We start from the raw sequence: 23318 nt of genomic DNA on the forward strand, positions 1-23318 counted from the left end.
CGGGATCTACTTAGTGAGTTCGACGACGAAGACCGTCTCACCCGTGACCTTGTATTCTTTTTTTCTCGCGATGTTGTAGCCGCGAGTACGGAAATTGCGAAGCGGCGGCTCGGTTTCGCTCAAATTCTCTGAACGGAAAAGGAGCCAAACGTTTTCAGCCGAGACCTCTGAAATATCTTTCTTTCCGATGCCGTCGAATCCTCTCGGAAGAAAATAGGCGGCGTCCTCATTGATACCGTCAACGCCGGAGACCTTAGTTGCCTTTATCTGATCGGGCTGAGCTCTGCGGTTCTCGAACCACAGATGATACGCAAGCAGATCTTCGAAAACTGCGATCTCCTTCGCCCCAAGTTCCTCCGCATCGCGAGAAACATCGTCCATCACGCACCAGGCATATTCCGCTCGCGGCTGCGTTGTTTGCACTACAAAAGCCGCAGCGGTCAATGCGGCAAGTGACCCGACTGCGATGATCCTGAGTTTCTGCGACCTGATCCCCGTAAAGAAGATCGCAGTCAGTATCAGCATCGGCGCATAAACTATGATCAAGTGACGCGAGCCCCAGATCGAATGCGGCATCAGCCAGCTTACGGCGAATGCTACAAAAACAGGTATTGCGGCGAGAAAGCCAAGCATATAAAATGCCTGTCTGCTCTCCGCGTCCTTTTCGCCGATAAAGTATCCCAACTTTGCCGCAGCTATCAGCAGGAGCATCGGCACCGAGATATAGAGCAAAGTGCTCGGTTCTCCGCTGCTAATCTGATAGTAGAATGGTTCAACAACGTCGAACGCAAAGTTGAAAACTTCGACGACACCGGGCCGCGACATCCAGCCGATGTTTTGCCCGAGCGATGATCCGCCGGCAGCGGCATTTGCCACGGCTATGGTCCATGGAACAAAGGCGATCGCGGTAACGCCGAACATTGCTTTCGCAGCGACAAGCTTTTCACGCCGATACCAAACGAGCACCACCGCTTCGGCAACAACGACGAACCAACCAAAATAATGCGTGTGAACGAGTAGAATGTTCACCACGGTCAAAACTGCGATGCCTTTACTGCTGTTGACGAGCCGCACGAAAAGCCAAAGCGAAAACAGCGACAGCGTCATAAGCAGGCTGTACATTCGCACTTCCTGTGCATATTTGATCAGCGTGCCGTTGACGGCGATCAGGAACAATGCGAGAGCCTGTGTCGCAATTGGAAGTTTGAGTTCCCTGCACAAGGCGATGAATGGTATCAACCCCAGACAGGCGATCACGACCGGAAACAAACGGAGCGACAACAGCCCATCGCCGCCAACGAACATCCACGATTTCAGTAAAAGATAGAAAAATGGCGGATGGATCAGGTCCTTTGCAAGGAAGTAAAAAAACCCGGGAAAGGCGGTCTCAGCGGCATGGACACTGAATATTTCGTCGAACCAAAGACACTGGTCCGACAAACCCCACAGGCGAAAAGCGACGAACGCTACCGCGAGGACGCCGATAATCACCGTGGAGTTTCGATTCATCTAGTTGATCTGAGGCTAGAGATTTACACCATTACAGAGGACGCCATCGATACTCGTATAGCAAAGCGAAACTTCCTTGTAGGTGTCCGAGTCACGGCAAAATGAGAGACAGGTATCGAAGGGTTTCGAATAGATATGTACGCTTACTGCACGTTCGCCGTACTCAACGGGATTAAAGATCTGATGTATCGGCTCTTCGAGTTCTACCTTCGCGGTCAAACAGTCCGACAGGGCGAAAGACGTCGTCTCCCGCAGACAGCAGCGGCCCGTGGCCTCGTCGATCTCAGAGACGGCGAAATTTTGGCCATACAGTTTCCCGATAGGGACGGTCATCCAACACATTTGGCCTGCATGGTCGTGGATTCGCGAAGCCTGTCCTCGTTCCCAGCAGATCGCCATCATCTCAAACCGATCATCTTTGAAGATGAGATTTCGTGTATAAAAATCCGGGCTCCAGTGAAGAAATCGTTCGAGCGAACCTGTCTCAATAGGATTTGCTGCCAGAAATCCGTAAACGCCGTCACACGTAAAATCAGAATCCGGTATTTTCTTGAGGCCTTCGACCAATCTGTCTATCGTTATCATTTCGGTGAAATAATATCAGAGTGTACGCCGAAAAAACTAGAACAACCCGCGGTAGTGCACCATTTTCCTTTCGGTCTGCGAACATCGGCCTTCAGTTAATGGGTCGCCCGTATCGCGGCAACATGGATTTAGGCGCGAACACGTTAAGCCCGTCGTCAATAGCCTCGCAAGTGTATTCTGCCCTGCTCCCGATGGATGAAAGCAATCACAGCAGGACAACTGATTTGAACTGAACTTGTAGAACCAAGGAGCATCGGTATAGACAACATCGACACCGAAAGATTTCATCGCTCCGCCGACGGTCTGGCCGCCGATCGAGATCACTTGCGACGAACCGCCGATCGGTATCGCAGCATACTCCTCGGTGACACGTTTCAAGATCTGACGATAACTCTTCATCGTGTTATACGCATCGGTTATCTGCGTATTGGAACAGCCGCGTGTCAGCGACCCGCAAATGTTGACCGCGCCCCACAGGAATTGGCAGGTTCCGCTGAGTTGGCAATTTGATTTGGTTGTGAAATTACAAAGTTGCGAAACACGAACCGGAGCAACAACACCCACCCGAGTGTTTGCGATGGTGATCAAAATGTCGAGGCCTTTGCGCAACTCGCGTTCGAACGCCTCGTCGCGCGTTCTGCAGTGGTTGTTCGGATCGAGATCGGCACTTGAGCATGAAGCGTTGATCTTCGTCAGCGTTCCCGAGCAATTATCGTTATGGCCGAGGAATACCGCCGCCAGCTTCTGCCCCGATTGAGCGTCAAGATAGGTGCGAACATTCGCTGCCTGCGACGCAAAATTGTTCAACAGCGTCGCCCCGGATGCCGCACTGCTAGGCGTTCGTGCCAAGATGCCTGTGCCCGACAGACACTGAAGCCGTTCGCGGATGCTGAAGACGCCTTCGCTGCCGGCCGAACAAAGATTCGATCCGCTGGTGCTGCTCGTCAGCCAGTTGAACTGCTCTTGGTCGCCGTTTGAGCAAGGAAAACTGCTTCCCGCATTGAAGCCTTTAGAAATGCTGTCGCCTGAGACGTCAATAGCCTGAATGGACAGCTGGGCAAAAGCGACGGACGCAAAAACGAACACCGACATCAGCGCTGCACCGACGAGATACTTGAACATATTGTTTCGGAACTGTTATTGAATAACGCTCTGATTTTGTTGGCTTTTTCGCAAAAAGTCAACGAACTCAGAAGAGTTTCTGGTCAGGCCCGGGAATGTTGAGACGACGGCACCCGTGGGTTCCAATACAGCATAGAACGGCAAGGCGACGGTTCCGAACATGTCCTGCTCCATCTGCTGGTTTCGTTCGTAAACAGGGCCGTTGCCATCCGTGTAGAGCTGGACGAGAATGAAATTTCGCATTTCGTCCTCGACCTCCTTCAGCGGGAAGATGTTGGCTTCCATCCAGCGGCAATTCGTGCAGGTGTATCCTGTGAAATCAAGAAATACGCGGCGGTTCTCGGTTCGTGCCTTGGCCATTGCCCCGTCAAAATCGTTTACGATCCATTTGAGTTCTTCCTTTCCGCCGCCGAACAACCGGGCTGAATTCTTGTTTAGATCCGGGGGCAGAAATGACTCAAGTTCACCGAGCTTTGCACCGAAAAGGCCGGTCAACAAATAGAAGCTGATTGCTAAGCTGATCACGGCAGAGATCATTCGTATCGAGCCGATGCGTTCCGGCCGTGAATCATGAGCTAGTTGGAATTTGCCCAAAAGATAGACCGTCAAAACAATGCCGATGGCGATCCAGACGGCAAGTACGACGTCGCGCGTGAAAATGCCCCATTTCCATACGAGGTCCGCATTCGATAGGAATTTCATCGCCGCCGCAACCTCGAGGAAACCCATCGATACTTTGACGGAGTTCATCCAGCCGCCGGCCTTCGGCAGCTGTGACAACAGTTGCGGCGCGAGTGCCAAAACGAAGAATGGCAATGCAAAAACCGTCGAGAATGCAAGCATCCCGATCAGCGGCATCTGCCAGTCGCCCTGTGATGCAGAAACAAGGATCGTGCCGACAAAAGGTGATGTGCAGGTGAACGACGTTAGAGTAAACGTCAGGCCCATCAGCAACGCACCGACAATGCCGCCGCCCTCGCCTTCTTTTGCCCGCGTCAGTTTGTCCAGCGTGGTCAGAACTCCGGCGGGAATTGCGATCTCGTAAGCACCGAACAGGTTAAATGCGAAAAAGAGGAAGATCGCTGTTATTAGGAGATTTACCCAAGGGTTGGCGGCAAAAATGTTTATCCCTGCGGCTCCGACGAAGATCGCCAAGAGCATACCCAAAATGGTGAATGTCGCAACTATACCAAGAGAGTAGATCGTCGCGAACTTGACTGATTTGGAACGGCTCCCGGCAGAATGACTCGTAAAGTAAGAGACCGTGATTGGGATCATCGGGAAGACGCAAGGCGTCAGCAGCGATAATGCCCCGAGCGTGATCGCCAGCCAAATGAACGGCCAAATGTCCATATTGGCAGGCTGTTGAGAAAATGCTGTGCCTGTCGTTTGCTGCCCGGCGTTCGGATCGGAAGCGGGCTTGGCCTGGCCGGAACTGCGCACTTCCTCGGCGCCTAAAGATGAAACGCGTAGTGTTTTCGGCGGCAGGCAGACCTCGGCGTTGCAGACCTGAAATCGAACGTCCAATGCGATATCGCTCGCAGACAAAGTTGCGTCGGCCCTAACGGAAACCGGGATCGCGACCGCCGAATCGTAAAATTTTGTATTAAGAGGTTTACCGTCGTCGCCGGTGAAAAGTGGATCTATCTTTTCGATCGGCTTTGGAGCGGAAATTTCTCCGTCGATAGAATAGCTCTTGCCTTCCGGGACCTTGATAGTTGTCGCTATCGGGCCGCCGGGCGGCTGATCGAGAGCATAAAGTTTCCAGCCGCTATCCAGCTCCGCGCGAAGTTCGACCGTGACCTTTTCGCCGGCGTCGAGTTGAGCCTTTTCCTTCGGTGCATTCAATGACCATTTGATCGGCAGTTGCTGAGCCGCCGCCAATGTGGCAGCGAACACCAACACAAATAAACAATTTAGGCTTCGTTCGATCATCGCAACAGTCGCAAACTTTGATTCTAACATTACGCCAATATCCCGCGTCTATTGAAAACCGCTAATTTTACAGACCTGTTGAGGCTCGCCTATAATAAAAGTTTGAAGCATTTACGGTTTTCGAACGGAGGAACACACAAACTTGTCAAAGACCGCAACGCTGACCGAAGGATCAGCAAAAAAAACACAGAACGGATCGAACGGCAAAACGGCAGAAAATGAACATGTCGTAGACCTTTTGGCTCGCGAAAAAGCTGAGAAAGAGAAGGTCGAACTCGCGCAAGCTGAATACGAAGCTCGGCGAGCTTCCCAGATCGAATCCATCAAGCGTACGGACAAAAAACTGCTGCGCGAAATGCTCTATCAGATGGTGTTGGGCCGGCGATTTGAAGAAAAGTGCGCCGAGGTCTACCGAATGGGCAAGATCGGCGGCTTTTGCCACCTGTATATCGGTCAGGAGGCCATCGCCACCGGGGCGATGATGGCTCTCGAGCCGAGCGACATGGTCATAACATCGTATCGGGACCACGTTCAGGCAATGGTGAAAGGCATCGCGCCGGAGGCGGTTTTGGCCGAGCTTTATGGAAAGATCGGCGGCTGCGTGAAAGGCAAAGGCGGTTCGATGCACATGTTCTCAAAAGAGCATGAGTTTTACGGCGGTCACGGGATCGTCGGCGGACAGATCGGCGTCGGCACCGGCATGGCATACGCTGCAAAATACAAAGAAAGCGGCCAGGTCACACTATGTTTCTTTGGCGAAGCGGCAGTAAATCAGGGCATTTTCCACGAATCTCTTAACATGGCACAGCTTTGGAAACTGCCGGTCATCTACATCTGTGAAAACAACCATTACGGTATGGGCACATCGCAGGAACGAGCAATGAGTACCCGCAACATTGCGAAGAAGGCCGACGCATATGAAATGGCGAACGAGTTCGTGGACGGCATGGATGTCATGGCGGTCCGCGACGCGGCGCTTCGCGCGATCGAGCGGGCTCGAAACGAATCACTTCCGACGCTTCTCGAAGTTCGTTCGTATCGCTACATGGGCCACTCGATGTCGGACCCCGGAAACTACCGCACCCGCGAAGAGATCGCAAAATATCAGGAACGCGATCCGATCGTACTTTTCAAGGACAGCCTCCAAGAAGCGAAAGTGTTGGGCGACAAAGATTTCGATGCCATTGAGGCAAAAGCCGCAGAAACTGTGGAGCGGGCAGTTAAGTTTGCGGAAGAGAGTCCTTTTCCGCCGGAAAGTGAATTGCTGACGGACGTTTTGGTTTGATCCAAAAAGAATTCAAATATGGCTTTACTTACAATTCGTGACGCGCTGAACGAGGCCTTGCGCGAGGAACTAAAACGAGACGAGAACGTCTTTATCATCGGCGAAGAGGTCGCCGAATACGACGGCGCTTACAAAGTAACGCGCGGGCTCTGGAAGGAGTTCGGCAGCAAGCGTGTGGTAGATACGCCGATCACGGAACTCGGCTTCGCAGCGGTCGGCGTCGGTGCCGCAATGGCTGGACTCCGGCCGGTCGTGGAGTTTATGACGTGGAATTTCTCCGTTCTTGCGTCGGATCAGATCATCAACCACGCCGCCAAGATGCTCTATATGTCAGGCGGGCAGTTCAATGTACCGATAGTTTTCCGCGGACCTAACGGTTCCGCATTTCAAGTTTCGTCGCAGCATTCTCACGCCCTTGAGGCAATGTATTCCAACTTTCCTGGTCTGAAGGTCGTAATGCCTTCAACTGCCGCCGATGCCAAGGGCCTCTTAAAGTCCGCCATTCGCGACAACAATCCCGTGATCTTCATGGAGCAGGAGCGCATGTACGGCATGAAGGGCGAGGTCCCTGAAGAAGCGGACTTTACCATTCCGCTCGGCGTCGCCGATGTAAAGCGCGAAGGCACTGACTGCACCATCGTCGCCCGATCGATGACGGTTCCGCTTGCGTTGCAGGCTGCGGAAAAGATCAAGGAAGAATTCGACGTTTCATGCGAGGTGGTCGATCCGCGGACGATCAAGCCGCTGGATATCGATACGATCGTCGGTTCGGTGAAGAAAACCAATCGACTCGTGATTGCCGAGGAATCGCATTCATTCGCATCTGTCGGTGCTGAGATCGCATATCAGGTAATGGACACGGCATTTGATCATCTTGATGCTCCGGTCAAGCGTATATCGACCGTCGAGGCCCCGATGCCGTATGCAAAGAACCTTGAAGCGGCCGCATTGCCGAGCGTCGAGAAGATAGTCGAAGCAGTAAAGGAAGTTTGTTATCTCTAGTCGGCGGCAATGATGTCCGCTCTCCACGCATATGGCTGAAAAATTCTTAATGCCGAAGCTGTCGCCCACGATGGAAGAGGGCCAGATCTCTCGTTGGGTGATAAACGAAGGCGATGCCTTCGAAGCCAATGAGACGCTCGCTGAGGTCGATACGGACAAGGCAACGATGGAAATGACCGCTCTTTCCGGCGGCACGCTCCTGAAGATCCTTAAAGGCGCCGGCGAATCCGCTGCGCTCGGCGAAGTTATAGCAATTATAGGCAAGCCTGGTGAGGACATATCGGGACTTTTAAGCGAAGTTTCCACGAATGGCACCGCCAAGGCAGAACCGCCTGCCTCAGCAGGCCCCAAAGACGAGACCCCAGCTTCTACATCGGAAAAACAGCCGCCCGCCGAGGCGAAAACGCCTCCGACAATGGTTTCGAACGATTCTTCCGTTAACGGCGGCAGGCTGATAGTGTCGCCGATCGCGGCTCGCATGGCGGCCGAAAACAGTATCGATCTGGGATTAGTTGCAGGATCAGGACCGAACGGGCGCATCATCAAGCGTGATATTGAAAAGGCCCTTGCCGGCGGTGTACCCAAGGCGGCGGTCAAACCTTTCACTCCTTCGACGGTTGTCGGTGCTTCGCCGTTTCGCGACGAACCAACCTCAAAGATGCGACAGGTCATCGCCAGCCGTCTGGCGGAATCGATCGGCCCGATCCCCACATTCTACTTGACTGTTGAGATCGAGATGGACAACGCCCTCGAACTCCGCAAGGCTATCAATGCGACAGTTGATGAAAGCGAGAAGGTCAGCGTCAATGACATCATCGTCAAGGTCGCGGCCATGGCCTTGGTTAAGCATCCTTTCGTCAACGCATCTTATCAGGACAAGGCGATACGGTTTTATGAGCAGGCGGACATCGGAGTTGCCGTCGCCGTCGAGGAAGGCCTGATCACGCCGGTCGTCCGCGGGGCTAATCTCAAAGGCTTCCTGGAGATCGCCGCTGAGATCAAAGACCTCGCTGCCAAGGCGAAATCGCGCAAGCTCCAGCCCGAAGAATACACGGGAGCGACATTTTCCATATCGAACCTCGGCATGTTCGGCATAAAAGAATTCACGGCGATCATCAATCCGCCTGAGGCAGGTATTCTTGCCGTCGGCGGTGCAACGCCTACGCCCGTTGTGCGGGACGGCCAGATCGTGGTCCGTAACATAATGAACGTCACTATGTCCTGCGACCACCGTGTCGTTGACGGTGCGACCGGAGCAAAGTTCCTGCAGACCTTTAAACAGATGCTCGAACAGCCGGCGATCCTGCTGGTGTAAAACGATTTCTACGCCTCACAACGCAACAAGGTCCGGAGAGGGTGCAGCGGCAGCGTACGGTGCCCTCCTCGCCGTACAGGCTCTGTTCGGTTCGCTCCCCGTCATTGCGAAATCCGTCCTCGCGGTTGTTCCGGCCGTCGCCTTGGTCGGCTTTCGGGTAGGGATAACCGCCGGCGTGCTTTTCGTGATACAGGCATATCGCCGCCGATTGTGGCTTGCGGAAAAGCGTGATTACCTCCACCTTTTTGTGCTCAGCTTTCTGGGCGTGACCTTCAATCAGCTTCTGTTCATTGGCGGGCTTTCGCTGACCAAAGCTTCTAATACTTCCCTGCTTGCGGCCACGATCCCGGTCGTTACGATATTGGTCGGTGCAGCGATCGGCAGTGAAAAACTAAAAGGAATAAAGGCGGCAGGTATTGTCCTATCTTTGATCGGCGTTGTCATTCTGATCGACCCGCGAAAAGCATCGTTCTCATCTGAAACGACCATCGGAGATCTGATGATCGTCCTGAACTCCTTTTCGTACGGAGTCTATGTTGCTCTTTCAAAACAAGTTTTCACTCGAAACGGCGCGTTCCGTTCGATGATGTGGGTTTTCGTTTTCGCAGCAGTTTTTTGCGTTCCTTTGGGCGGTATTTCATTCGCATCTATCGATGCCGCATCCATCGGAAGTATGACCTGGGCATTTATCATTTACATCGCCATCGCGGGTACCGCGACGCCCTATTTGCTCAACGCCTGGGCTCTGGCACGCGTCGATCCTTCGACTGTCGCCGTTTTCATTTATCTTCAGCCGCTTATAGGTTTCGTGATGGCGGTCATATTTTTAGGTGAAGCGGTAACGATATCTTTTGCGTTCGCAGCCGCTTTGATATTCGCCGGGCTATTTTTGGCAACAAAACGTCAATTGCGGCGTGAAACATAATACTCTCTCCTCCGTAATAGCCTTGTTCCTTAATGCCTACGCGCATCACACAATTTGACGATGACCTCAATAGACGCACGATCCTTCGCGTCAATGGCGAAATGTTCATCGACGACGCCAAGTTGGTCGGACGTATCGCTGAGCAGATAACCGACGAAAAGCAGGGCGTTGTAGTTGTGGATCTCGCCGACTTGGATCTATTGGACGGTGATGCCGCCTCAGAACTTTTGCGTTTGAAGGCCGCCGGGCGGATCGACGTAGCCGGGATCGACGAGTTTGTCCAAACCGCTATCGACCGCGCCGAAGGACGCGGCATTCACACCACCTGACATTCCTCGGAATTCGTTGTAGATTTAAGTCGATGAAAGCGTTCCAAATTGCAGAACTGGTCGGCGGTGAAGTGCGCGGTGACGGCGGGCTCGAGATATCAGGAGTCGCTTCATTTTCCGAAGCCGGCCATGGAGCACTTGTTTTCACTGAAAACGCTGATGCGGGAGCGGGAGCTCGCGGAAGCTGCGTTCTCGCACCGGAAGGCTTCCCCATTCCCGACGACGGGTGCGTTATCGTCGTTGCAGCCCCGAAAGCGGCATTTTGTATCGCTGCGGGTGCAATTCTGGTGCCTTCAAAGAGTTCGCCCGGCATTCACCCGACAGCAGTCATCGCCGACAATGCGGTGGTTGGCGAAAACGTGAGCATAGGAGCTTTCGTTTCTATTGGAAATGGAAGCGAGATCGCGAATGGCGTTGAAATTCGCGATGGTGTATGCGTAGGAGACAATGTCCGGATCGGAAAAGGCTGTGTTCTAAATTCCAACGTCTCCGTTTACGACAACTGCATCATTGGGGACAATGTCGTTATCCACGCGGGTGCCGTCATCGGAGCTGATGGATTTGGGTTCGTAATGCATAACGGCAGCTATCTGAAATTCCCGCAGGTCGGACGAGTAGTGATAGGCAGAGATGTGGAGATAGGTGCAAATACATGCATCGACCGCGGAGCTCTCGGCGAAACCCGCATTGGCGATGGCACCAAGATCGACAACCTTGTCCAGATCGCCCACAACGTGGAGATCGGCAGGAATGTTGTCATAGCCGCTCAGACAGGTATTTCCGGAAGCACCGTGATCGAGGACGATTGCGTTATTGGCGGTCAGGTCGGCATGGGCGACCATGCACGTGTTCTGAGCGGTGCCGTGATCGGCTCACAGGCCGGTGTTCTGCCGGGCAAAATAGTACGTCCTGGTGTTTGGTGGGGTACGCCGGTGCAGCCGCTTGATGAATACAAACGGCAAAATGCGATGGTAAAAGGCATTAAGCGACTGAAGGATGAGGTCAAGGAGCTTCGCAAACTTATCCTCGGCTCTCAAGCAGACGAATAATGGCTTCTGCGGCGCGTTTCGATGCACCGCCATGCCCGAGTTTCTCTACGGCCTCGGCAAGGTCCCTCCTCATTTTCCTATTGGTTTCGGGCACCAGCAAACGCTGCAGCTCTTTTGCCAGATCTTCAGGCGTTAACTCATCTTGGATCATTTCGCGAGCTACCCGCTTTCCGGCTACCAGATTTATCAGCCCGAAATGCTCAACGTCGATCAGCGGCCGCAACAGTTTGTAATTTAGTGCAGAGGTCTTGTAAACGACCGCCATCGGTGTTCCTATCATTCCTGCCTCGAGGGTTGCTGTCCCGCTGGTGACGGCGGCCGCATCCGCCGCATTCAGAACGTCATAGGTTCTTCCGAAAACCCATTTGATTCCGGAATCTGTCGCAGTAAACCCTTGGTCCGGCGTCTTTTGTTTGCCGGGCAGTGCGATCACAAAAACGGTGTCAGGCGACCCATTTTTTATTAGGCTTGCACAGGCCGACAGAACCGGAAGGATCCTCTTTACCTCAGCAGAACGACTTCCCGGAAGAAGAGCAATGAGTTTGCTGTCTTGAGAAATACCGAATTCCGATCGAAACTCGTTTCGGGTCACATCGGCATGCACCTCTCGAGTTAATGGATTGCCGACGTACTCTACATTCTCAATTCCCTGCCGATGGAACCACTCTTTCTCGAACGGCAGTATCGAAATAAGCAGATCAACGTATCTCTTTATCGTGCTCTTGCGGTATTTTCGCCACGCCCACAGCTGCGGGCAGATGTAGTAAACAACAGCAATTCCCTGCTTTTTTAATGCACGAGCAAGCTTGAGATTGAATTCAGGGAAATCTACCAGGACCGCGATGTCGGGCTTTCGGTTTTTTGTTGCAAGCTTTAGTTTGCGAAACGCGGCAATGAATGTGGGCAGGGCGACAGCGATCTCCGGCAAGCCGACTATAGAGAGCCCATCCGCCTCAACGATGGCCTCGACACCGGCCTCTCGCATCTTTGGACCGGCGGATCCAAAGAACGTGATCTCGCCCTGATAGCTCGAACGCAGGGCTGTTACGAGCTTCGCGGCGTGAGCGTCTCCTGAAGCTTCTCCGGCGACGATCATTATATCCGCAGGCTTTTCCATTGTGACCGTAAGCTATTAATAATAAATGATATATACCTTTACCGATTTGACAACCCCAGCGGTCGGCGGCCGCATCAAAACCCTATGTGCTCGGGGCCGTTTGGCACCACTAAATGAGTTACTTGCTTGCAGAAAGCGGCTTGAGAAAATAAAATTTAATGTTTTGAGCCAACGGGCACTCCGCGACCGATAGCGGACGACCTACGTCCGCACAGGCGCATATCGGAGGAATTTGTGACGTCTCGAAGACCCTTAGTTTTATCATTTCTTATTACCTTGGTATTGGCCGTTCCCGGCCTTGCTCAAATTGACTCCATAATAGCTCAAATTAGCGATTCTCCCGCAGAAACGTATGCAGGCGGCATAAGCGGGGACGGGCGCTTCATCGTATTTGAATCATTTGGTAACCTCGCGACGGTCAATCCCCGGAACGAGGACGGAAATAACGAAATTTTCCTTTTCGACTATGCTCAGCGTCAGATCTTCCAGCTGACGGACACAAAGAGCGTTCTTTTCAACACCGCGATCCCGGGCTTTTTCTCGAATGTTCGAATCGCGATAGTCAACACAAGGCCGGTCATCAGTAGAGACGGGCGATGGATAGCGTTCAGTTCCAATGCAACTACGTCGACGCCGTCCGCCCCGGACGCAACAAACCCGGGCTCGTTCGATGGGAATGCCTTTACGGCTCCAACGCCGACCCCGTCGCCAACGCCTACGCCCACAGGCTCACCGAGCCCTACGCCGACCGGTTCGCCAACGCCGACGCCTACGCCGCCCGCAAATCCGCTGTCTCAGGACGCGAACCTTGAAATGTGGCTCTACGAGATCCCGGCGTATACACCGGTTTCGGACCTGTCGGCGGGCGAAGAGATCCCGTTCTCGGATCTCTCGGCCGGCAATTTTATTCGTGTGACGAATACATTCCCGAGTCAGCTGCCGAGAGCAGGTACAGCGTCCACAGGGCCGTATGTGGCTGACGACAACCACGACGCTAGTATCAGCGATGACGGAAATGTCATTGCGTTTGCCTCAACAAGGGACCTTGTGACCGGCGGGAATTCTTTCCCAACTGAGGACAATGACGAGATATTTACATTCGTACGCTCGCTCGGCTTGATCTCTCAGGTCACACAAACACCTCGAGGGCCGATCTCAAATCCGATCTATAATAAGAATCCAACCATTTCCGGCAACGGTCAGCGAGTCGTTTTCGCAAGTACCGGGGACAATCCGATAATTGGGATGACCGGCGGCAATAATCCGCTCAGCAGCCGGAATGAAGAGATCTTCTACTCTGATCTGAACTCGCAAGGAGCCCCGACAGGCACGAGGAAGCAGGTGACGGTAACCACGCCGACAGATCCCGGCGATGTTGTCAACATACTCGATCTGGGCAGGCGGATGAGCCGTGATGGCCGCTATATTGCATTTGATTCCTATGCGGATCTGGCAAATGAGAATAGCGGAACGAATTATACGTCATTTGCAACGTATCTCTTTGACACTACGGACAACAGTTTCCGCCGCATCCTCGCACGCAGCGATGCCGACACCGATGCCACGGGCGGCGATATTGCTCGTTATCCGGGATTCACAGACTATTCAATGTCCGGAGCTCCGGAAACACTGGTTCTTGAGACCAGAATGAATATCAAGCCCGACGGCACCGTCGCGACGACAACATCCGACGGCTTGAATCCAAGCGTATTCAGACAGGCTCAGGTCTACACATATCCGCTGGATGAACCGGCTCAAACAGCGCGGTTCAAGAGGATCGGGAATTTTCCCGTCCCGGGCGGCATCCTTGTCTCGGTTCAGCTGATCCCAAGTGACTCGTCAAAGAGAATGACCTTTAACATGGGCTTCACTGAGTTTGGTACAGGCAACTCTGATGGTCAGCCGGAGGTATATTACCTTCTGACCCCGAATTTCGAACGCGAGGCTCCTGTGGTGACATCCCTGGCGACCGGAGCGAGCCGAATGCCGATCGACCAAGCGCCCGTACCATCCCCGACGCCGACGCCGTCGCCTTCTCCTACGCCGACCGGAACTCCGTCACCGACACCTACGCCGTCTCCTGCTGCTACGCCGACACCGTCACCATCACCTTCCCCGACGGCGAGCCCAACCGGAACGCCGACGCCAACGCCGACGCCACAGACGCCGCCTTCGGTGCCGGGCATTTCGTCGGGAATGCTGACCATTATGAATTTCCAGGCGGGTGACGACCGGCCGATCATTGCCAGGCAAGCGATCGGTTCACTGGAACGCCGTCCAACGCTTCCGTTTGAACTTAGCGGCGTGTCGGTAACGATCAATGGGGTCTCGTGCGGCTTGAAGTCGGTGAGCCAGCGTCGGATCGAATTCGTGGCCCCTGAAGGCCTCAGCAACACAGCTCAAGGAACGATCTATCCGTTAGTTATTTACAACAATGGCACCGTAATGAGGGATTGGATCCGTGTCGTTCCCGGTCAGCCGGACATCTTTAACCGCGAAAGCTTGATCGGCCCCGGCGGCAGAACGAAGATGTTCAACGTAACTAACACCGTCTGGCGTACAGAACCCTTTGTGATCAGAACGGTGAAGGTAAAAGGCAATAAATTGGTGCCATCCCGTCTCAGGGTTTACGCCACCGGTATCGCCCGGGCTGCTCCGCCGTTCATATTTATTAGGATCGGCGACGTAACCGTGGCCGGAACGCAGATCGTAACTGCGGCGACTTTGATCGAACCGGGTGTTTACGCATTGGATTTCGATATTCCCGAAAGCCTCGCAGGGGCTGGTGACAAACCCGTGGTGATAACAATAAATGTTGATGGCGTGAACTTCAGTTCGCGGTTGGACGACACTGCATCCAGGACGTTCATACTTTAGCGGTTTTGGACAATTTTAGAAACGCAGGCGTAATCGTGGTTTAGTTCTAGTGTTACGCTGTCGAAAAAGGAGAGATCTATGGCAGGAAAAGATGTTGCAACGATGGAGATAGCCTCAATGGTTTGGAAGAATGGCGAATTCCTGGATTGGGATGATGCGCGCATTCACGTCATGTCTCACGTCGTGAATTACGGTTCCAGCGTCTTTGAAGGCATTCGGTGCTATGAGACCGTTAAGGGGCCGGCCGTATTCCGTCTCAAAGAACATATGCAGCGGCTTGTCAATTCGGCCAAGATCTACAGGATGGATCCCGTATTTGACCGCGAGGCTTTTTGCGATGCGACCGTCCAATTGATCAGGGACAGCGGACTGCAGCACTGTTACATCAGGCCGTTGATCTTTCGAGGCCTCGACGAAGCAAAGCCTGCTTTCGGCGTAAACCCTTTCCCGAATCCGATCGATTGCTACATTGCCGTGTGGCAGTGGGGAAAATATTTGGGTGAAGAGGCCATCGAGAACGGTATCGACGTTTGTGTATCGAGCTGGTCAAGAATAACGACCAATTCGATGCCCGCAATGGCAAAGGCTGGTGCGAATTACATGAACTCGCAGCTTATCAAGATGGAAGCGATCTTAGGCGGTTTTTCAGAGGGAATTGCCCTCGACGACCGAGGTTACGTTTCCGAAGGCTCGGGCGAGAATATATTTCTGGTCAACGGCGGCAAGTTATTCACGCCGCCGCTCGGAGCTTCAATTCTGCCCGGCATCACCCGAGATTCTGTGATCCAGATCGCTCGGGAAATGGGTATTGAGATCGTTGAGACGCAGATCCAGCGTTCAGCTCTTTACCTTGCCGACGAGGCATTTTTCACCGGCACGGCTGCCGAGATCACTCCTATTCGATCCGTTGACCGCATCACGGTCGGCCAGGGACGCCGCGGAGAGGTCACCAAACGGCTGCAGGAAGAGTTTTTCAAGGTCATTACGGCCGAACGTCCGGCACCGTTCGGAGCGGATTGGCTTACATTCGTGAACGCCGGCGATGAAAAAAAAACGGCTAATGCCTGAAGCTTAGCCTTTCTCGGTTTAAATAGAAGCGGCGAGACCTATCGCCGCTTTTTTTTATTTCTTATCGCAGTCCCTGTCCGAATTGTTCCGTCCCAAAAGCACCTATGCCGTTCAACCGGAAACTGAAAACAAAACGGTTCTCACTCCGGGTGCCAACATTGAACGTGTAGTACTGCACCGCGACCGCACAGCAGTTCGACGCGTAACCTACTGTATAAAGTGAACTTATCAGCGGCGATGTGCGCGATGAACGCCGATTCTGAAAATCAAAAAACAGAGACGCCCCTCCGTAAAGGCCGCGTCTGCGGTCGCCGAGAAATAGGGCAGGGCTCCATTGAGAGCCGCGAAGCGTACCCGGCTCTTTCCCGTTCTCGTCAGCATATTGAGCAAGAGACGGGATCAACGTCACAGCCCTCGTGTAGTAGAAAGTCTGGAAAAAATTGACGATATCTTTTTTGTATCCAACGGTCGCTGATATCGCTCTCAGGCCGTCGCCCTTCATACCGATGTCCATTCGCGTACTGATATCGATATCCTTTTGGGGCCGATAGACCGCCTCAATATTCAAGGGCGAGAATCGACGCGGGGCCCCGCCGAATGTATAGAAACTCATTGCCGTAATTGGCTCGATCTGATTACGGCGGCCGGCAACCAGAGCTCCGCCGAAGGTATTATCAAAAAAGTACTTTCCCCGTACCGTCAGCGTGAAGATCTCGTAGGGCTGAATACTCAGCGACTTGAGGCCTGCCGACGGATCCGCACTCAGCCCCTTTCTGGCCTCCTCTGAGACGGCTTCAGAATATCGTCGGGTATAAACACGGTTAGTGACGCCGAATTCGATCTCGTTGGTATTCGTTGCCGTGTCCAAATGGTCGAACCTGATCAGCCGATTGAAGTTGTTGATGCCTTTAACGACCCGATACGTCGCAAATGGTTCGATCACATGGCGAAAACGAAACCTGTCATTCGAGCCGTAAAAATTCCTCGCCAACGCGACCGGACGAACGTCGAAGGCAAACTCTCCATAGGTCCTCAAAAGGTCGCGCCCGACGACCTGCCTCATATCATTGAAGGAATCTGAGTAGTAGGTCACGCGCCCTGAGGCAGTGGCGGTGAAATTGAAATACTTTGTGCTAATGGGAACGGTTACCTGCGGAAATGCGTCCAAACGCTGCGAAAGAGCGGGTGTGATCACCGGGTCGCTGCCCGTTCGCCTGCGATAAAGTTCTATATCGTCAACTTCTTCGCGGCGGGATACACCTTCTAGACTTGATTTGAACGAGAAATATACGCCATCGAGGAACTTCAGCATCGACGGCCGCTTTTCAAAATTGATGCTCGGCAAATTGCGCGTTTTTTCGCGCACGTTCGGTATCGAGATCACTTGCGAACGGGATAGGAGATTCAGCGTGTAATCATCCCAACTCTTATTTACGAAGACCTGAGACACCTCTATCGGGGAGATCACCTGTTGGATGCCGTCAGAAAATTCCTGACGGAACGCCAGGCTGGACGTCAGACGCACATCCACCGCGGCCGTAAATCCATTTGGGAAATAATGTACTCCCTCCGCATAGATCAGAGAGCCGCCCTGATCGGGATTTTGCGGACCCGCCTTCTTACCGAAAATGCGGTCCTTTACCGCATAAAACCCTGCGTTCAGGTACGACCGCGAGTTTGCCCTCGTCCTCAGATCAAGGCCGTAGCCGATACCTCGAGAAGTATAAATATCACCCCGCAGTGTCACATCTGCCGAATCGCCGAGCGTCTGGAAATAGGCACCCGAAAGTCGAAGCCCTTTCCGGGGCGAGTAGCCTCCTGTCGGGGTGAGAAATCCCGAACTGCGATCCTTTTTCTTGATCGGGATGGATGCGAAAGGCACGGCGACGACAGGTACATCTCGGAGCCGGAATTTTGCCCCTTTCAATCTGATCCGGTCATTTGTCTTGATGCGTGCGCTCTCAGCGGTAAAGCTCCATTTGGGCACCGCCTCTTCGCAGGCAGTAAACATCCCGTTTACCACAAGTATCTCGTCAACACTTACGCGCTCGACGCGATCTGCACGAAAAAATATGACAGTTCCGTCATTCGTCTGATTGGAAAAGCCGGTGGAATCTTCAAAACTCCCAAGGCGTGTTCGATAGTTCCAGATCCCATTGACGCCCGTAATTCGCTGGTCGTCGCCCTGATCAAAAATGACCGACCCTCTGGCGGTAATGTTGCCTGTGGCCTGATCGACCGCAATTTCATCAGCCTGCAGTCGATAGATGCCGTACCTGACATCAACGTTTCCAATATGGCGGACAATGCGTTTACCGTCCTTTTCTTCAACTATCTGCGTGTCTGAATAGACGACCACTTCGCCGTCGCCGCCTTCCGGTTCAAACGAGGTCTTCGGCTTTGGTTTTGGTGCGGTAACCTGTTCCGCTGAAACCGGATTTATATTTTGTGTATCGGCGATCGGATTTGCGACCTGCCGTTCAACGGGATTGGTTTGTTGGCCGAACGAAGAAAATACCGACAAAACGGCAACGGCAGCGATCGGAAATACTCGATTAACCCTCATTAAATCAGGAGTTTATAAGAAGATGCTAACACGAAGGGCAACTTCAATAAAGTTTGCCTTCTCTCGAGGCTTTATCTCAACGATCCGCACATTTCTCGACCGCCTTGACCGACTCATTCTCCGGACCTGAGTTCCAAAATGAATATTTCCGTTTCCTCGATGTGTATCACTCGGCCGCTCTTGTAACTCTCCATCAGGAAAACGTCTGCTGGATACGACTTGCCGCGCAGCTCCGCATCACCGGACATTTCCCCTTTCGCGATCAGCTCCTCAGGGAACCATGACTCGAGCGCTATTTCTGCATCATTTCCCTCACCGCCCTTTCGAAGTTCATCGAGCAGCAGCCGGGCATCCTCCGGTGTGAAGATGAGAACCGCAGTCAGCTTTTTTGAACGCGGATCGATCCGCCAAACTCCGTCCTCAGCCTCGAACGGAACACGCACAAGAAGCTTTAGGTCTTCGAGGCGGTCGCTTGGAACACCCTGAGCCGCACTTTGATCCGTCTGTGGCGAGGCGGGAGAATTTGCCGGGCCTTCCTGTTTCGCAGAACAGCCGAAAAGGGCGAAAGCAAGCAGAAGCAACGCAATGGGACTCTGAAATAAAACTCCGCGCATTGTGGCAAGTATGTGAGAAAGCCGTGCCAAATGCAACGGTCAAGACCGCGGCCTTTGGCAATGAGGGCATGTGTTTATGGTAATATAGTCTTTCATTTCGACACACTATGGATACGCAATTGCTGGAAATAGAAACTGAAAAAGAAGCCGAAAAGATCAGATGGGAAAATGAGACGTTGAAGCCGGTCATCGACCGATCACCTGAGCGTAAAGACGTTTTCGCAGGGGTCTCGTTGGAGCCGGTTGAAAGGCTTTATACTGACTCTGACAGCTCTGATATCGAGGTCGGGTTTCCCGGCGAGTTTCCATACAAACGCGGAATTCATCCGACAGGCTATCGAGGAAAACTGTGGACAATGCGGCAGTTTGCCGGATTTTCGTCGCCTGAAGATACCAATCGCCGCTTCAAGTATCTTATGTCTCAGGGGCAAACAGGACTCTCTGTAGCATATGACCTTCCCGCTCTGATGGGCCTAGACGCTGACTCGCCGTTGTCTGAGGGCGAGGTCGGCAAATGCGGCGTCGCGGTTTCGAGTTTGGCGGATTTCGAGGTTTTGTTTGACGGAATTCCGCTGGATGAGGTGACTGTCTCGCAGACCATAAATGCACCGGCCCCGATATTCCTTGCCATGTACCTGGTGGTCGCAGAAAAGCAGAATGCCGACTTCAAGAAGATCTCCGGAACCCTCCAAAACGACATTCTCAAAGAATACATCGCTCAAAAAGAATGGATCTATCCGATCAAGCCTGCCATGAAGCTTGTCATAGATACATTCGAGTACACGACAAGATACGTTCCCAAATATAACCCAATATCGATCTCAGGCTATCACATTCGCGAAGCAGGAGCTACGGCCCTTCAAGAACTCGCCTTTACGCTGCGCGACGGCGTCGAATACGTACAATACGGTGTCGATCGAGGAATGGACGTGGATGAATTTGTGCCACGGCTCTCATTCTTTTTTAATGCTCATAACGATTTCTTCGAAGAGATAGCAAAGTATCGGGCAGCGCGTGTCGTTTGGGCTCGGACCATGAAAGAGCGTTTCGGGGCCAAAAACCCGCGGACAATGCAGCTTCGTTTTCACACTCAGACGGCCGGCGTTTCGCTTACTGTACAGCAGCCGTTGAACAACATCGCACGGGTTGCGATCCAGGCCCTTGCCGGCGTGCTTGGCGGCACGCAGTCGCTGCATACGGACTCATATGATGAAGCTCTCGCATTGCCTACGGACGAAGCAGCGTTGATCGCCCTGCGCACACAGCAGATCATCGCAGAAGAAACCGGTGTGGTTAATACTGTCGACCCGCTCGCCGGCAGCTATTACCTGGAATCGCTTACGGAAAAAATGATCAAGGGCTGCTTTGATTATTTCGACAAGATCGACGGTTATGGAGGCATGGTTGAGGCGGTCGAAGCCGGATTCCCGCAGCGTGAGATACAGGAGTCAGCATATCAATATCAAAAGGCGGTCGAGCGGGGCGAGCAGACGATCGTAGGGGTCAACAAGTATGTGATGGAAGATGAGCCAACCAAAGTGGATATCCTCCAGATCGACGAGGCGGTCCGCGATCATCAACTTGAACGCCTTGCCCGCGTAAAGGCGACCAGAGACAGCGGAGCCGTCTCAATGGCACTGGACAGGCTAAAGCTTGCAGCCCGTGATAATGAAAACACTATGCCGTCCATAATTGACGCAGTGGCTACGTATGCGACTGTAGAAGAGATCTGCGCTGCACTGCGCGATGTTTACGGCATTTATGAAGAACCTGCCTTTTGAGTCTTCGGTTTGAGAGCAACTACTGAGTTGATCAAGGACTTTAGAAATTTGGCAAGACAGCATTGATCAGGATGACTTCCGGGTGTTTCGACATTTTTCTTGCAAATTCGGAACTTTTGACATTTGCACACGACCAACGAATAATTATGGTGTTCTAATCTCAATATTATCTTAAGGAGGACCTTCACCATGGAAGATGGAAAGAGTGTTGCTAGCAACCTTATTTGGGCTCTGGCTCTGATAATAATCGTAGGGATAATAATGGGCGCTTTGTACTACGGTGGTGTGTTCAAGACAAAACCGCAAAAACAAGAGATCGAAGTTGATATAAAGGTTCCCGGGACGAGCAACAATTAGTTGTTTCCCGGTCTTCGATCAGGAAAAAGGCCTTCTCCGCTAGGGAAGAAGGCCTTTCTTATTTGACCCGTCAAATGACCTCAGCTCGTATTATTTTCCGTAGCTGACACGCCATATTTTCTTGGCACCATCGTCAGTAACCAGAAGGGATCCGTCCGGAAGCACCAACAGGCCGACCGGACGGCCCCAAACCTCGTTTGAACTCTCATCAGGCAGCCATCCTGAAACGAACTCCTCGTACGCGTTCATGACCGGCTTTCCGTCCTTGAAGGGAATGCGAACCACCTTATAGCCCGATAATTTTGAACGATTCCACGAGCCGTGGAGAGCTACGAACGCATCGTTCCGGTACTCTTTCGGGAACATATTGCCTTCGTAGAATACTATCCCGAGTGCTGCTACATGGGATCTGAACAAGATGTCAGGAACGATGGTCTTTTTCACCAATTCCGGTGCCTCACCTTTCCGCCGCGGCTCCTCGTTCGGTCCAATATACGCATATGGCCAGCCGTAGAAACCTCCTTCCTTGACTGACGTCGCAAAATCAGGAACCAGGTCGTCGCCGATCGCATCACGTTCATTCACGGCTGTCCAGAGTTCACCTGTGACAGGATTCCAGGCAAGACCGATTGGATTGCGCAAGCCAGATGCAAATATCCTGTGGCCCTTGCCGTCCGGGTCGTAAACCGAGATGGCTGCACGCTTAGGGTCCTGTTCAACCGAGACGTTCGACTCAGATCCAATGGATAGGTACATCTTCTTCCCGTCTTTGGAAAACAGAATATTCCTGGTCCAATGCTGGTTGTAACCGCCGCGTGTGAGTTCAACAAGCCGCTCGGGATCTCCCGCTGCTTGGGTCTGTCCCGAACTGTATTTGAACCGTACAACCGCATCCGTATTCGCAACATAGAACCAGTCCTTATGAAACGCCATGCCGAACGGCTGATCCAGCTTATCTGACCAGATCCAACGCTGATCAGCGCGGCCGTCCTTGTTGGTATCCCGAAATACAACAATGCGGTTAGCTCGAGAATCCGCTACAAATACATCGCCATTCGGAGCTAAGGCCATCCAGCGAGAATAGACCAGGTCTCCCTCAGCAAAGACGTTCATGCGAAACCCTTTCGGAACATATAGTTTCGCATCTGCCGGTTGGGGCACCTGCCGCGAAGGGCGTCGGGCACTTTCGGTGTGAAACGGCGACGGAAGGGCCTTTGGATCGACCGAACGCACCACAGGGCGATCGACCTCGACGATCTGCGGAAGCGGCGGGATTACCGCCGGAGCGGTTGGCGTCGGCTGCTGGGCGGCTAACATCGCTGCCGAGAACATGATTAAGGTTATCGTCAAAAAGAAATTGCGATATAATTTCATATATACAATTATACCAATGTCCGAAAACCTCTCAATTAGCAGGCTGCCAAATGACGGTTCACCCGCAGGAACAACTCGCTTCGGCTCGGCTGCAGAGGATCGGGCGGTAAAATACCTGATCGAGAGAGGGCTGCATTTAGTAATGACAAATTTTACCGTGCCGGTAGGACGCAACAGACGCGGCGTTCAGCGAACGGGCGAGATCGACATTATCGCGGTTGACGGTGACGTCGTCTGCTTCATTGAGGTTAAGGCCCGGCGAAGCACCGAGTTCGCTCCTGCAACGGCGAACATCGATCTTAGAAAGCAGAGGCAGATAGTTCGGGCTGCGCGTGTTTACAGACGCATTTTCAACATACGTGGTGTTTCTTTCAGGTACGACGCACTTACAGTCGTATGGCCGAAAGGATCGCCCCCGACGATAGAATATCTAAAGGACTATTGGAACGAATCTGTTTTCAACAAAAAGCGTTGGCACGAAGGCCTTGTGAATGATAGCTTTTAGTAA

Annotated in this window: 19 protein-coding genes; 11 read left to right on the plus strand and 8 right to left on the minus strand. The window is 52.8% G+C overall.

Features of this window, described 5'->3' with window-relative positions; genetic code table 11:
* Positions 1 to 6: 6 nt before the first annotated feature.
* From IPM50_03295 to IPM50_03310, 4 genes are read right to left on the minus strand one after another with little or no spacing between them, the layout of a single operon-like run.
* Positions 7 to 1509: a glycosyltransferase family 39 protein gene (locus tag IPM50_03295; protein QQS33623.1), complete on the minus strand. Its 1503-nt coding sequence runs from the start codon at positions 1507 to 1509 to the stop codon at positions 7 to 9.
* Between the two features lie 15 nt (positions 1510 to 1524).
* Positions 1525 to 2094 (minus strand): cysteine dioxygenase family protein, encoded by a 570-nt coding sequence (locus IPM50_03300; GenBank protein QQS33624.1) that lies wholly within the window; start codon positions 2092 to 2094, stop codon positions 1525 to 1527.
* A 36-nt stretch (positions 2095 to 2130) separates the two neighbouring features.
* The gene (locus IPM50_03305) at positions 2131 to 3216 is read right to left on the minus strand and encodes a hypothetical protein (protein QQS33625.1); all 1086 of its coding nucleotides are present in this window, start codon (positions 3214 to 3216) and stop codon (positions 2131 to 2133) included.
* Positions 3217 to 3231: 15 nt separating this feature from the next.
* Positions 3232 to 5181 (minus strand): thioredoxin family protein, encoded by a 1950-nt coding sequence (locus IPM50_03310; protein QQS33626.1) that lies wholly within the window; start codon positions 5179 to 5181, stop codon positions 3232 to 3234.
* A 325-nt stretch (positions 5182 to 5506) separates the two neighbouring features.
* Here IPM50_03310 and pdhA point away from each other — a divergent pair, with 325 nt between their 5' ends.
* From pdhA to lpxD, 6 genes are read left to right on the plus strand one after another with little or no spacing between them, the layout of a single operon-like run.
* A complete protein-coding gene (gene pdhA, locus IPM50_03315) occupies positions 5507 to 6436 on the plus strand; it encodes a pyruvate dehydrogenase (acetyl-transferring) E1 component subunit alpha (GenBank protein ID QQS34444.1) in 930 nt (309 codons plus the stop codon).
* A gap of 18 nt (positions 6437 to 6454) precedes the next feature.
* Positions 6455 to 7438 carry a pyruvate dehydrogenase complex E1 component subunit beta gene (locus tag IPM50_03320; protein QQS33627.1) on the plus strand — a complete coding sequence of 328 codons (984 nt, stop codon included), beginning with the start codon at positions 6455 to 6457 and terminating at the stop codon, positions 7436 to 7438.
* Between the two features lie 31 nt (positions 7439 to 7469).
* A complete protein-coding gene (locus IPM50_03325; protein QQS33628.1) occupies positions 7470 to 8753 on the plus strand; it encodes a pyruvate dehydrogenase complex dihydrolipoamide acetyltransferase in 1284 nt (427 codons plus the stop codon).
* On the plus strand, positions 8683 to 9678 hold the full coding sequence (locus IPM50_03330) for a DMT family transporter (protein QQS33629.1): 996 nt from the start codon (positions 8683 to 8685) through the stop codon (positions 9676 to 9678). Before IPM50_03325 ends, IPM50_03330 begins: the two co-directional genes overlap by 71 nt.
* A gap of 32 nt (positions 9679 to 9710) precedes the next feature.
* Positions 9711 to 10007, plus strand: coding sequence for a hypothetical protein (locus IPM50_03335; protein ID QQS33630.1), 297 nt, complete (start codon positions 9711 to 9713; stop codon positions 10005 to 10007).
* 32 nt (positions 10008 to 10039) lie between these two features.
* A complete protein-coding gene (gene lpxD / locus IPM50_03340; protein QQS33631.1) occupies positions 10040 to 11056 on the plus strand; it encodes a UDP-3-O-(3-hydroxymyristoyl)glucosamine N-acyltransferase in 1017 nt (338 codons plus the stop codon).
* Here the strand turns inward: lpxD and lpxB are convergent.
* Positions 11028 to 12173, minus strand: coding sequence for a lipid-A-disaccharide synthase (gene lpxB, locus IPM50_03345; GenBank protein QQS33632.1), 1146 nt, complete (start codon positions 12171 to 12173; stop codon positions 11028 to 11030). The genes lpxD and lpxB overlap by 29 nt on opposite strands.
* A 282-nt stretch (positions 12174 to 12455) precedes the next feature.
* Between lpxB and IPM50_03350 the strand changes: the two genes are divergently transcribed.
* On the plus strand, positions 12456 to 15050 hold the full coding sequence (locus IPM50_03350) for a PD40 domain-containing protein (GenBank protein ID QQS33633.1): 2595 nt from the start codon (positions 12456 to 12458) through the stop codon (positions 15048 to 15050).
* 102 nt (positions 15051 to 15152) lie between these two features.
* Positions 15153 to 16118, plus strand: coding sequence for a branched-chain amino acid transaminase (locus IPM50_03355; GenBank protein ID QQS34445.1), 966 nt, complete (start codon positions 15153 to 15155; stop codon positions 16116 to 16118).
* Between the two features lie 61 nt (positions 16119 to 16179).
* On the opposite strand, the gene IPM50_03360 is transcribed toward IPM50_03355, so the two are convergent.
* Both IPM50_03360 and IPM50_03365 read right to left on the minus strand, forming a co-directional pair.
* Entirely contained in the window at positions 16180 to 18684 is a 2505-nt protein-coding gene (locus tag IPM50_03360; protein QQS33634.1) for an LPS-assembly protein LptD, read from the minus strand.
* 113 nt (positions 18685 to 18797) lie between these two features.
* Positions 18798 to 19298, minus strand: coding sequence for a hypothetical protein (locus tag IPM50_03365; protein QQS33635.1), 501 nt, complete (start codon positions 19296 to 19298; stop codon positions 18798 to 18800).
* 107 nt (positions 19299 to 19405) lie between these two features.
* Between IPM50_03365 and IPM50_03370 the strand changes: the two genes are divergently transcribed.
* The gene (locus tag IPM50_03370; protein ID QQS33636.1) at positions 19406 to 21079 is read left to right on the plus strand and encodes a methylmalonyl-CoA mutase family protein; all 1674 of its coding nucleotides are present in this window, start codon (positions 19406 to 19408) and stop codon (positions 21077 to 21079) included.
* Positions 21080 to 21268: 189 nt separating this feature from the next.
* Positions 21269 to 21436 (plus strand): hypothetical protein, encoded by a 168-nt coding sequence (locus tag IPM50_03375; protein QQS33637.1) that lies wholly within the window; start codon positions 21269 to 21271, stop codon positions 21434 to 21436.
* Positions 21437 to 21526: 90 nt separating this feature from the next.
* Here IPM50_03375 and IPM50_03380 read toward each other — a convergent pair whose 3' ends face one another.
* Positions 21527 to 22810 (minus strand): sorbosone dehydrogenase family protein, encoded by a 1284-nt coding sequence (locus IPM50_03380; GenBank protein QQS33638.1) that lies wholly within the window; start codon positions 22808 to 22810, stop codon positions 21527 to 21529.
* Between the two features lie 16 nt (positions 22811 to 22826).
* Between IPM50_03380 and IPM50_03385 the strand changes: the two genes are divergently transcribed.
* Positions 22827 to 23315 (plus strand): YraN family protein, encoded by a 489-nt coding sequence (locus tag IPM50_03385; GenBank protein QQS33639.1) that lies wholly within the window; start codon positions 22827 to 22829, stop codon positions 23313 to 23315.
* The last annotated feature ends 3 nt before the right edge of the window (positions 23316 to 23318 follow it).

It is taken from the genome of Acidobacteriota bacterium (assembly GCA_016700075.1).
Classification (GTDB): Bacteria; Acidobacteriota; Blastocatellia; order Pyrinomonadales; family Pyrinomonadaceae; genus OLB17.

What these genes read in the sequence shown, in the direction of transcription:
- IPM50_03360 (QQS33634.1), bottom strand. Translation starts at nt 18,684, where the DNA reads ATGAGGGTTAATCGAGTATTTCCGATCGCTGCCGTTGCCGTTTTGTCG.
- IPM50_03310 (QQS33626.1), bottom strand. Translation starts at nt 5,181, where the DNA reads ATGTTAGAATCAAAGTTTGCGACTGTTGCGATGATCGAACGAAGCCTA.
- pdhA (QQS34444.1), top strand. Translation starts at nt 5,507, where the DNA reads ATGCTCTATCAGATGGTGTTGGGCCGGCGATTTGAAGAAAAGTGCGCC.
- IPM50_03385 (QQS33639.1), top strand. Translation starts at nt 22,827, where the DNA reads ATGTCCGAAAACCTCTCAATTAGCAGGCTGCCAAATGACGGTTCACCC.
- IPM50_03320 (QQS33627.1), top strand. Translation starts at nt 6,455, where the DNA reads ATGGCTTTACTTACAATTCGTGACGCGCTGAACGAGGCCTTGCGCGAG.
- IPM50_03370 (QQS33636.1), top strand. Translation starts at nt 19,406, where the DNA reads ATGGATACGCAATTGCTGGAAATAGAAACTGAAAAAGAAGCCGAAAAG.
- IPM50_03380 (QQS33638.1), bottom strand. Translation starts at nt 22,810, where the DNA reads ATGAAATTATATCGCAATTTCTTTTTGACGATAACCTTAATCATGTTC.
- IPM50_03335 (QQS33630.1), top strand. Translation starts at nt 9,711, where the DNA reads ATGCCTACGCGCATCACACAATTTGACGATGACCTCAATAGACGCACG.
- IPM50_03295 (QQS33623.1), bottom strand. Translation starts at nt 1,509, where the DNA reads ATGAATCGAAACTCCACGGTGATTATCGGCGTCCTCGCGGTAGCGTTC.
- IPM50_03305 (QQS33625.1), bottom strand. Translation starts at nt 3,216, where the DNA reads ATGTTCAAGTATCTCGTCGGTGCAGCGCTGATGTCGGTGTTCGTTTTT.
- IPM50_03375 (QQS33637.1), top strand. Translation starts at nt 21,269, where the DNA reads ATGGAAGATGGAAAGAGTGTTGCTAGCAACCTTATTTGGGCTCTGGCT.
- IPM50_03300 (QQS33624.1), bottom strand. Translation starts at nt 2,094, where the DNA reads ATGATAACGATAGACAGATTGGTCGAAGGCCTCAAGAAAATACCGGAT.
- IPM50_03325 (QQS33628.1), top strand. Translation starts at nt 7,470, where the DNA reads ATGGCTGAAAAATTCTTAATGCCGAAGCTGTCGCCCACGATGGAAGAG.
- lpxD (QQS33631.1), top strand. Translation starts at nt 10,040, where the DNA reads ATGAAAGCGTTCCAAATTGCAGAACTGGTCGGCGGTGAAGTGCGCGGT.
- IPM50_03355 (QQS34445.1), top strand. Translation starts at nt 15,153, where the DNA reads ATGGAGATAGCCTCAATGGTTTGGAAGAATGGCGAATTCCTGGATTGG.
- IPM50_03365 (QQS33635.1), bottom strand. Translation starts at nt 19,298, where the DNA reads ATGCGCGGAGTTTTATTTCAGAGTCCCATTGCGTTGCTTCTGCTTGCT.
- lpxB (QQS33632.1), bottom strand. Translation starts at nt 12,173, where the DNA reads ATGGAAAAGCCTGCGGATATAATGATCGTCGCCGGAGAAGCTTCAGGA.